The 970-nt window shown below is 40.1% G+C and carries 1 pseudogene; it reads left to right on the plus strand.

The features are described 5' to 3' along the window. Positions 1–183: 183 nt before the first annotated feature. Positions 184–669 (plus strand): annotated as a pseudogene (locus tag CXF74_RS21455) (hypothetical protein); the annotation flags it as partial. Between the last annotated feature and the right edge of the window lie 301 nt (positions 670–970).

Consider the following 970-nt stretch of genomic DNA (forward strand, 5'->3'; position numbering starts at 1 on the left):
CGATGTTATCACCTCAATGATAGCCACAGGGAGTGAGGCTGGTATCAATGTATTCGATTATTTTACGCGATTACAGCGAGATACCGAAGCAGCTAAAAAACACCCTGAAAAATATCTCCCATGGAATTATCTCGACAATAATTAGCCTTTTAGCAATGTCACGCTATGTTGCCGTAAGCTCACGAAACACTGATGATACAAACGCCTGTCGATTATACTATTTTCTTTCGAGAGCTCTCGTCGATACCTGACGACATTCGCCCATTGAAAAAAAGCTTTTACAGTAGCTTAGGCAACACACTAAGCAAAAACAGGGCGCATGAGTTAGACACTCATCAGATGGACACGCGTTGGATTGAGTGGTTTACAAAATGGAAAACACTGCTCAACCGCGACTGTGATGCGAATGCTATTACGCCGCGAACGCTTGAAGACGTCTCTAAGCAGATGAAGTTGGTTAATCCAAAATACATTTTGCGAGAGTGGTTTGTTATGCCAGCTTATCAGCAAGCCACGTAGGGAAATTACACGTTAATTCGAGAACTACAAGAAGTCATGACACAGCCTTATTCAGAGCAGTCGCAGGAAGTGGAAGATAAATACTATCGATTGAAACCGCTTGAGTTCTTTAAGGTAGGTGGCGTCTCTCATCTTAGTTGTTCATCGTGATTTAAAAGAGGGGCATTCAAAGCGTGTTGTCATTTGTCGCTAATAATCACGTCATTAAAAATAGACTTTAATGGCGCTGATTGTTGCTAGCATATTGTTTTATGATGAAACTTTACGGCTGTTTAGTACTAGAGTATCCAGTGTGGAAGCTAGTGCTAGAGCTGTTTGATATCTAAAAATGGCTCAATATACTCTGATTTAATGACCCAAATAGCCCACCACAACTAAGTTAAAACCACATTTACTTACACTTAACTTATTATTAACGTGATATTTTGGATGTGTATTTAGCTTTTCAGTC

It is taken from the genome of Psychromonas sp. Urea-02u-13, assembly GCF_002835995.1.
GTDB lineage: Bacteria > Pseudomonadota > Gammaproteobacteria > Enterobacterales > Psychromonadaceae > Psychromonas.